General features: G+C 30.0%; 6 protein-coding genes. All 6 read left to right on the top strand.

Annotated features, from left to right (window positions below; genetic code table 11):
* Nucleotides 1-880 (top strand): gliding motility-associated C-terminal domain-containing protein (locus tag DS884_RS18240; RefSeq protein ID WP_147239429.1); only part of this gene is annotated, 880 nt, incomplete at its 5' end.
* Nucleotides 881-1,009: 129 nt separating this feature from the next.
* The gene (locus DS884_RS18245) at nt 1,010-1,933 is read left to right on the top strand and encodes a type IX secretion system membrane protein PorP/SprF (RefSeq protein WP_113787784.1); all 924 of its coding nucleotides are present in this window, start codon (nt 1,010-1,012) and stop codon (nt 1,931-1,933) included.
* A gap of 20 nt (nt 1,934-1,953) precedes the next feature.
* Nucleotides 1,954-3,891, top strand: coding sequence for an OmpA family protein (locus DS884_RS18250; RefSeq protein ID WP_113787785.1), 1,938 nt, complete (start codon nt 1,954-1,956; stop codon nt 3,889-3,891).
* 119 nt (nt 3,892-4,010) lie between these two features.
* A complete protein-coding gene (gene ileS, locus DS884_RS18255) occupies nt 4,011-7,418 on the top strand; it encodes an isoleucine--tRNA ligase (RefSeq protein ID WP_113787786.1) in 3,408 nt (1,135 codons plus the stop codon).
* Between the two features lie 4 nt (nt 7,419-7,422).
* Nucleotides 7,423-7,800 (top strand): TraR/DksA family transcriptional regulator, encoded by a 378-nt coding sequence (locus DS884_RS18260; protein ID WP_093871988.1) that lies wholly within the window; start codon nt 7,423-7,425, stop codon nt 7,798-7,800.
* Nucleotides 7,801-8,120: 320 nt separating this feature from the next.
* Nucleotides 8,121-10,013, top strand: a complete 1,893-nt coding sequence (locus DS884_RS18265; RefSeq protein WP_113787787.1) for a peptidase M61 — start codon at nt 8,121-8,123, stop codon at nt 10,011-10,013.
* The last annotated feature ends 31 nt before the right edge of the window (nt 10,014-10,044 follow it).

The raw sequence follows: 10,044 nt of genomic DNA on the forward strand, positions 1-10,044 counted from the left end.
AGATACAGATGGCGATGGCGTACCAGATTATCAAGATTTAGATAGTGACAATGACGGAATTAATGATGTTATAGAGAATGGAAATGGCGATTTAGATACGAACAATGATGGTGTTATCGATTCAAATGATACAGGAGGATCAGATAGTGATGGCGATGGTATTTCAGATAGTGTAGATTCAGACTCAAGTAATTTCGGAGAAGGAAATGGAGGAGATGGAGATACAGTTGATACCGATGGAGATGGAGTTCCAGATTATCAAGATTTAGATAGTGATGATGATGGAATCAATGATATTACTGAAGGCGGAAATGATGATATGGATGGAAATGGAGTAGTAGATGGCCCAGATAGTGATGGTGATGGTATTTCAGATGAAGTAGATGAAGACGATTCAGGATTTGGAGATTCAGGAAATAATGATAACTTACCTGATGGGAATTCTGATGGAATTCCTGATGTTATTGATCCAAATGAAGGTGGAGGAACAGGAGTTTTACCAGATAGTGGAACAGATTCAGACGGTGATGGAATTGCTGATAGTGCAGATTTAAACGATTCTATTTTTGGAGATGCTATTGGAATTGATGACTGTGTTAGTGTTTACAATGAGTTTACACCCAATGATGATGGTAGTAATGATACTTTAATAATTGATTGTATAGAAAATTATCCTACTAATACATTAGAAATATTTAATAGATGGGGTAATTTAGTGTATAAAAAGAAGCAGTATAATAATAAGTGGGATGGCACCTCTACAGGAAGAGTAAATATTCAAGTAGACAATAAATTACCTTCTGGTACGTATTTCTATGTTCTTGATTTAGGAAATGGTACAAAACCTAAAAAGGGGTGGATCTATATTAATAGAGATTAATGTTATAAATTTGCAAAATTTTATAAAAAAGACTATTTTTTGTTTAAATGTTTGCAATGTAGTTTTTTACTGTATTTTTAAATAAAATAATAAAAAAAATCGTTAATAAACCTAAAGAAATTAGTAAGGATGAATAATATATTAAAAGTAATCAGCATACTAATCTTAATGCTAAGTTCATGTATAGTAAGCGGACAGCAAGATCCTCAGTATACACAATATATGTTTAATACAATGAGTGTTAATCCAGCATATGTAGGTTCAAAAGGACATACAATGATCAATGTTTTGGCAAGAACACAATGGGTTGGAATTGATGGAGCGCCAGATACTCAAACATTAAGTTATGATACTCCGTTAGGATATTCAGGAGTTGGATTAGGAATAAATTTGGTAAATGATGCAATTGGTCCATCTAATGAAACGTATATAGATGCAAATGTTTCTTATACCGTTCGAACAAGTGAAGATGGAAATTTAGCATTTGGATTAAAGTTAGGAGGGCGTTTTTTTAATGTAGACTGGAGTAAAGGAGTTTTTCGAGATGGAAATGATAGATCATTAAATCAAAATATAAGTAAGTTTTTACCAACAATAGGAGCAGGAGTTTATTATTACAAGTCAAATTGGTATTTAGGTTTTGCAGTTCCAAACATTTTGAGAACAGATCATTATGATGATGTGTCAAGTGGAGGAGTTGTGGCAACAGAAAGAATGCATTATTTTTTAATAGGAGGTTATGTATTTGATTTAAGCGAAACAATAAAGTTTAAGCCAGCGGTATTAAGTAAAATAGTAAGTGGAGCACCATTATCATTAGATGTATCAGCGAACTTTTTATTTAATGATAAATTTAGAGTTGGAGCAGCATGGAGATGGGATGATTCAATTAGTGCAATGTTAGGGTTTCAAATTAATGAATCATTACAAATAGGTTATGCTTACGATTTAACGACATCTAATTATAGTAATTACAATTCAGGAACTCATGAAGTAATGCTTCGATATGAGATATTTAAAGAACAAAAGATGAAATCGCCAAGATTTTTCTAGAACAATTAAACGGACGGGACATGAAAAGAACAATACTTTTATTATTATTGTTAGTAACTGCTATGGCTTTTGGGCAACGAAAATATGCAGCTGATAGGTATTTTAAAGAATACGCTTATAAAAAATCAGCAGAACTGTATGAAACTATTTATAACAAAGATGACAAAACATATTTGGTTATAAGTAGGTTGGCAGACTCATATTATTTTAATGTTGATTTTGATAAAGCAGAAAAATGGTATGCTGAATTAATGAAGAAATTCGAATTAATGGCTTTACCAAAGCATGTATTTAGATATGCTCAAACATTAAAGAGTAATGGTAAAATTGAAGAGTCAGATAGTTGGTTATTGAAATTGAAAAGAAATGATAGTAGAGTAAAAGCATTAGAGAAAAATAAAAATTACTTTATAGAATATTCAAACAGGCCAAAAACGTATATAAATATTCACAATCTTTCAGTGAATACAAAGTATTCTGATTTTGGTGGTTTTGTACATGATAATACATTGTATTTTGCTTCTACAAAGCCTATAGATGTTAAAGACACTCGATTATATAAATGGAATAATCAACCATATTTAAACGTTTATTCGTCTAAAGAAAAAAACGTCGGAGAAGATAGAATATTATATGTAGGCACTTCAGAAAAATTAAATTCAATAAATTCTAAATATCATGAATCTAATGTAGTTATAACAAAAGATGGTTCAACAATGTATTTTACTAGAAATAATTATGATGGTGATAAATTAAAAGGAGATAAAGAAAGAACTACACATTTAAAGATATATAAAGTAAGTAAAGTAAATGAGGTGTGGGGTGATTTGAAAGAATTATCTTTTAATAATGATAGTTATTCTGTAGGGCATCCAGCATTAAGTCCTGATGAGAGAACATTATACTTTGTATCTGATATGCCGAATGGCTATGGAAGCACAGATATTTATAAAGTAGCCATAGATGATAATGGTAATTATGGAGAACCAGAAAATTTAGGTGCAACAGTTAATACTGAAGGAAGAGAAATGTTTCCATTTGTAGGAAATGATAACCGGTTGTATTTTTCTTCAGATGGGCATATAGGATTAGGAGCTTTAGATATTTTTGAGAGCGAGGTAAAAGAAAACTCTTTTTCAGAGCCTATTAATTTGGGAAAACCTATTAATGGACCTAGAGATGATTTTTCTTTTGTAATAAATAAAGAGCGTTTTCAGGGATATTTTACATCAAATAGAAAAGGAGGAAAAGGAGATGATGATATTTATAGTTTTATAATTTATGACTGTAAAGAAGATATAAAAGGAATTGTATCAGACACAAGAACAGGAGAACCTATTGATAATGTAACTGTACGATTAATAAATGAAAAAGGAGAACCAATATCTGAGCAAGTAACAAAATCTGATGGAGCTTATTCTTTTGAAAAAATTGATTGTGAAAAGAACTTTGTAGTGGTCGCTTCAAAAGATGATTATAAAGCAACACAAAAAGAAACAGTAACTTTAGATGTAAATAAGAAAATATTAAAAACTGATTTACAATTAGAGTCTTTAATTGTAGAAAATCAAATAATTATAAACCCAATTTATTTTGACTTTGACCTATTCAATATTCGAGAGGATGCTGAATATGAATTAGAAAACATTGTGTCTGTTATGAAAAACAATCCAGAAATGGTTATAAAAATTGAATCACATACAGATAGTAGAGGAACTAAAGAGTATAATAGAATTCTTTCAGATAATAGAGCTAAATCTACAAGAGATTATATAATTTCAAGAGGAATTGATTCAAAAAGAATAGAAAGTGCAATTGGTTATGGGGAAGACCAATTATTAAATAATTGTAAAGAAGGAAGAAAAAGTAAATGTACAGAAGAAGAACACCAAAAGAATAGAAGATCGTATTTTTATATTTTAGAAACTATTAAAAATGTAAAATCAAGTAATAAATAATATAGTAAAGTATATAAAAGCAAAAAAACGTCTCTATTCAGAGGCGTTTTTTTATAAGTCAAACATTACAATTACAAGAAAATACGTAATTTCGCACATTCAATAAATATAATAACAAAATGAGTAAGAAGTTTACTGAATACAAAGGCTTGGATTTACCAAAAGTAGCAGAAGAAATATTAAACTACTGGGAAGAAAACAACATCTTTGAGAAAAGTATTACTAGCCGTGAAGGAAATGAGCCGTTTGTTTTTTTTGAAGGACCACCTTCAGCAAATGGGTTACCTGGAATTCACCATGCAATGGCACGCTCTATTAAAGATATTTTTTGTCGCTATAAAACTCAAAAAGGATACCAAGTAAAGCGTAAGGCTGGTTGGGATACACATGGTTTACCAGTAGAACTTGGAGTAGAAAAAGAATTAGGAATAACTAAAGAAGATATAGGAACAAAAATAACTGTAGAAGAATATAATACAGCCTGTAAAACAGCAGTAATGCGTTATACGGATATTTGGAATGACCTAACTCAAAAAATGGGCTATTGGGTAGATATGGAAGATCCATATATTACTTATAAGCCTAAATACATGGAATCAGTATGGTGGTTGTTAAAACAAATTTATAATAAAAACTTATTGTATAAAGGATATACAATTCAACCTTATTCACCAAAGGCAGGAACAGGTTTAAGCTCACATGAGTTAAACCAACCAGGAACTTATCAAGATGTAACTGATACGACTGTTGTTGCGCAATTTAAAACGATAAAAGATACATTACCTGAGTTTTTACAAGTAGAAGGAGATGTTCATTTCTTAGCTTGGACAACAACACCTTGGACATTACCAAGTAATACTGCTTTAACAGTTGGACCTAAAATCGAGTATGTTTTAGTAAAAACATTTAATCAATACACATTTGAAACTATTCAAGTAGTATTAGCAAAAAACTTAGTAGCAAAACAGTTTGCTGGAAAGAAATTTGAACAAGTTGAAAACGAAAGTGATTTAAATAAGTACACAAAAGAAGATAAACAAATTCCATATTTAATTACTAATGAATTTATAGGTAAAGATTTAGTAGGTATTAAATATGAGCAATTATTAGATTACGTATTGCCTTATCAAAATCCAGAAAATGCATTTAGAGTAATTTCAGGTGATTTTGTAACTACTGAAGATGGTACAGGTATAGTTCACACTGCACCAACTTTTGGAGCTGACGATGCATTAGTAGCAAAACAAGCTACACCTGAGGTGCCACCATTGTTAGTATTAGATGAAAATGAAAACCCAGTTCCATTAGTAGATTTACAAGGTAAATTCAGGCAAGAAGTAAGTGAGTTTGCAGGTAAATATGTTAAGAATGAATATTATGCTGATGGAGAGGCTCCAGAAAAGTCAGTAGATGTTGAAATAGCAATTAAGCTTAAAACTGAAAATAAAGCTTTTAAAGTTGAAAAGTATGTGCATAGCTATCCTAACTGTTGGCGTACAGATAAACCAATTTTATATTATCCATTAGATTCTTGGTTTATTAAGGTAACCGATGTTAAGGAAAAAATGTTCGACTTAAACGAAACAATTAACTGGAAACCAAAATCAACAGGAGAAGGGCGTTTTGGTAACTGGTTAAAAAATGCAAATGACTGGAATTTATCTCGTTCTCGTTTTTGGGGAATACCTTTACCTATTTGGCGTACTGAAGATGGAACTGAACAGTTATGTATTGGGTCATTAGCAGAGCTAAAAGAAGAGATAAAAAAATCAGTAGAAGCAGGAGTACTTTCTGAAGATATTTTTGCCGACTTTGAAGTAGGTAACATGTCTGAAGAGAACTATGATAAAATTGATTTACATAAAAATGTTGTAGATAAAATTATCTTAGTATCAGCTTCAGGAAAACCAATGCATAGAGAAAGTGATTTAATTGATGTTTGGTTTGACTCTGGTTCAATGCCTTATGCACAATGGCATTATCCGTTTGAAAATAAAGAGTTAATAGATAATACAGAAAGTTTCCCTGCAGATTTTATAGCTGAAGGAGTAGATCAAACACGTGGATGGTTTTATACTTTACATGCAATTGGAGCCATGGTGTTCGATTCTGTAGCATATAAAAATGTTGTATCTAATGGTTTAGTATTAGATAAAAACGGACATAAAATGTCTAAGCGTTTAGGAAATGCTGTTGATCCGTTTAAAACTCTAGCTGAATATGGGCCAGATGCTACACGTTGGTATATGATTTCAAATGCAAATCCATGGGATAACTTAAAATTTGATTTAGCCGGTATAGAAGAAGTAAAACGTAAGTTTTTTGGTACGCTATATAATACATATTCTTTCTTTACATTGTATGCTAATATTGATAACTTTAGTTATAGTGAAGCTGATGTTCCATTAAATGAAAGGCCTGAAATTGACCGTTGGATTTTATCTGAATTAAATACATTAATTAAAAAAGTTGATACTTTCTATTCAGAATACGAACCTACTAGAGCAACTAGAGCAATTTCAGATTTTGTACAAGATCATTTAAGTAATTGGTACGTTCGTTTATGTAGAAGACGTTTTTGGAAAGGAGAATACGCACAAGATAAAATATCAGCTTATCAAACGTTATATACATGTATGCTTACTGTAGCTAAGTTAGGATCACCAGTAGCTCCATTCTTTATGGATAGACTCTATAAGGATTTAACTGCTGCAACTCAAAAAGAAAATTTTGAAAGTGTTCATATAGCAGAATTTCCAAAATATGATGAATCTTTTGTGAATAAATCATTAGAAAGAAAAATGGAAAATGCACAAACTATTTCTTCTTTAGTTCTTTCTTTAAGAGCAAAAGAAAAAATAAAAGTGCGTCAGCCACTACAAAAGATAATGATTCCTATACTTGATGAAACTCAAAAAGAGGAGATACTAGCAGTTGCTGATTTAATAAAATCTGAGGTAAATGTTAAAGAAATTCAATTGTTAGATGATGCTTCTGGTATATTAGTAAAACAAATAAAACCAAACTTTAAAGCTTTAGGACCTAAGTTTGGTAAAGATATGAGATTGATAGCTAGTAAGATACAGTCTTTTTCTCAAGAAGATATTGCAATAATTGAAAAAGAAGGGAAAATATCTGTTGAAATTAATGAGAAAATTGTTAATTTAGAAACCGCTGATGTAGAAATTTCATCAAAAGATATTGAAGGCTGGTTAGTAGCAAATGCAGAAGGATTAACAGTGGCTTTAGATGTTACCATAACAGATGATTTACGTAAAGAAGGAGTAGCGAGAGAATTAATAAATAGAATTCAAAATGCACGTAAGGAAACTGGTTTAGAAGTAACAGATAGAATACGATTAACTTTCTTAAATTTTGCAGATTTACAAGAATCAATATTAGCAAATGAAACCTATATTAAAACAGAAACATTAACAAATGAGTTGGTTTTTGTTGAAGCGTTAGAAAATGGTACAGAAATTGAATTTGATACCATTAAAAGTAAAATGTTAATTGAAAAAATATAGCATTATGAATGACGTTAATGTAAGATACTCTGATAATGATTTACAAGAGTTCAAAGAAATTATTTTAAAGAAAATTGAAAAATCTGAAGAAGATTTAAAGTTGTTACAAGATTCCTATAAAAATGGATCTGGTAATGGTACTGAAGATACTTCACCCACCTTTAAATCCTTTGAAGAAGGTTCAGATACAATGTCTAAAGAAGCAAACATGCAACTAGCTATTAGACAAGAAAAATTTATCCGTGATTTAAAAAATGCGTTAGCACGTATTGAAAATAAAACATACGGAGTTTGTAGAGTTACAGGTAAGTTAATTCAAAAAGAACGATTAAAATTAGTACCGCATGCGACATTAAGTATTGAAGCAAAGCGTAAGCAATAATTTTTATAATTTTGTTAAGACATATAAAAAAGACTCCTGACTTAGGAGTCTTTTTTGGTTCAATATATAGGAAGTAATTTTCTAGATATTAGTATGTTTTCTATACCGACCGTTTTTTAATAAGAAAAGGTACTAAAAAGGTTAATAGTCAGGGTGAAATAATCGTTTTTTTGATATGAAATATTTAAATGAAAAGAAAACTTAGTATAAAATTGATCCATGCTAATATTACCCTTTAAGAGAATTAACTTCTTTTTATAAAAAAATAAAGTAACAGATTGTACCTTTAGGCGTCTTATATAGAAGAAAAAATATTAAAAATGAATAAAAGCATATTAATTACTGCTATGGCAGGAGTATTATTAGTTGGATGTAGTACTTCAAAAACTAAGGTTAACGATTTAGCTACTTCAAATCCAATAGAAACAACATTAGATTTAACTAAAGTTGAAAATGATAAAGTACCTGTAACGATAAACCCTGGACGATTTACTACAGAAAAAGTAACGTATAGATTACCAAGAGTTGTTCAAGGTACATATTCTGTTAGTGATTTTGGTAAATATGTTGATGGTTTTAAAGCGTTTGATTATAAAGGAAATGCTTTATCAGTAAAAAAGGTTGATACTAATACTTGGGAAATTAATAATGCAGCTAGTTTAGATAAAATAACATATTTAGTAAATGATACTTTTGATATGGAAGTTAAAGGAGGTATAGGAGGAGAAGTTCCTTTTTCACCTGCAGGAACTAATATTGAAAACACAAACTACGTTTTAAACTTACATGGATTTATTGGATATTTTGATTCATTAAAAAATAGTCAATATAAGTTAGATGTAGTAGCTCCATCAAAATTTGCTAGAACTTCAGCTTTACAAGAAGTTGGAACAAAAACTAGTAAAGATGGAACTTCTTTAACTACAAGTTATTTTGCCCCTCGTTATTTTGATATAACTGATAATCCAATGTTTTATGGTGAATTAGATGTTGAAGAATTTAAAGTAGGTGATATTAAAATTGTATTAAGTGTATACTCTCCAAATAAAAAACATTCTGCTGAAAAAATTAAAGCGGTAATGGAAAAAATGATGCAAGCTCAAAAAGCTTATTTAGGTAGTGTTAATAGTACTGCTCGTTATGATATTTATTTATATTTATCAGATGGATCTGAGAAAGCACCTAAAGGATTTGGAGCTTTAGAACATCATACTTCTACTGTAGTAGTTTTACCAGAAGGAATGCCTGATAATGCTTTAGCTAAAAGTATGATAGATGTTGTGTCTCATGAGTTTTTTCATATTGTAACTCCTTTAAGTGTTCATTCTGAAGACGTACATTATTTTGATTATAACCAACCAACTTTTTCAAAGCACTTATGGATGTATGAAGGAGTAACTGAATATTTTGCAACCTTATTTCAAGTAAATCAAGGATTAGTGAATGAAGATGAGTTTTATGCGAAAGTTATGGGTAAAATTAAATCAGCTTCTGGAATGAATGATACTATGAGTTTTACTAAAATGAGTGAAAATGTTTTAGATAAACCATACGCTCCACAATATTATAATGTTTACCAAAAAGGAGCTTTAATTGGTATGTGTATTGATATTTTAATGCGAGAAGAGAGTAATGGAAATAGAGGTATTTTATCATTAATGAAAGAATTATCTAATAAATATGGAAAAAATAAACCATTTGTAGATGATAATTTAATTGAAGAAATAACAGCAATGACTTATCCGTCAATTGGAGCTTTTTTAAATACACATGTTGTAGGAACTACTCCAATAGATTATAATACATTTTTTGCTAAAGCAGGATTAAATATTTCTGAATCTAAAGTAAAAACCAATTATATTCAAAATGATGGGGTTATGATTGTAAAAGGTGATAAACCAACTCAAAGTGTAAGGTTTACTGGAGGAGTTAAAAATAATAGCTTTTGGGCAGAAAATGGGGCGCAACCTAATGATGCTATTAAAGCAGTTGATGGAGTTGTGTTAACTAAAGAAAATGCAAATCAGATATTTAGAACAATGTATATGTGGCAGCCTGGAAAAGAAGTAGAGGTTAAATTAGAAAGAGATGGTAAAGAAGTTGTAATTAAAACAACATTAACTCAATCATATACAAAAGGAAGTAGTTTAAAAGAAAATTCAAACGCAACTCAAAAACAAAAGGAGTTACGTAAAGTATGGTTAAAAGGATAACCTAATTTAGTTTATAAAAAAAGACCAATGT

It is taken from the genome of Tenacibaculum sp. E3R01, assembly GCF_003318185.1.
Taxonomy (GTDB): Bacteria; Bacteroidota; Bacteroidia; order Flavobacteriales; family Flavobacteriaceae; genus Polaribacter; species Polaribacter halocynthiae.